The 538-nt window shown below is 68.0% G+C and carries 1 pseudogene; it reads left to right on the top strand.

The features are described 5' to 3' along the window. Window positions 1–538: pseudogene (locus tag NS334_RS17290) on the top strand (hypothetical protein); the annotation flags it as partial.

Below are 538 nucleotides of genomic sequence, written 5' to 3'. Positions count from 1 at the left end.
GCTCACCGCCGTGGTGCTCGGCGGCGTGTCGCTGGCCGGCGGCAAGGGCACGGTATGGCGGGCGATGATCGGCGCGCTGATCATCTTCCTCCTGATCAACGGCCTCGTGCGCATGGGCATCCCGGGCTACGTCACCTCGGCGGTGACCGGCATGATCCTGCTCGCCGCCGTCGGCATCGACGTCAAATGGTCGAAGAACCGCGGCAAGGCGATCCAGAAGATCTATGTCAATCCGGCCTTCGTGCCGCTGGCCTCGGCGCCGGCTGTGCAGCCGGGCGCAGCATCGCCCTATGCGCAGAACGACCGGCTGATCAACGCGCAGGCGATCGGCGTCGATCAGGTCGAGGGCCCCGAGGACGTCATCCTCGACCGCCAGGGCCGGCTCTACGGCTCGACCCGCGACGGCAATGTGATCCGCTTCTCCGGGCCCGACTTCAAGACCCGCGAGGTGTTTGCCCATATCGGCGGCCGGCCGCTCGGCATGCAGTTCGATCGCGACGAGAACCTGATCGTCGCGGTGGCGGGCATGGGCGTGTAC

Origin of the sequence: Sphingomonas endophytica, assembly GCF_001476895.1 — a bacterium.
Classification (GTDB): Bacteria; Pseudomonadota; Alphaproteobacteria; order Sphingomonadales; family Sphingomonadaceae; genus Sphingomonas; species Sphingomonas endophytica_A.
This window is presented reverse-complemented; position numbering and strand designations above follow the sequence as displayed.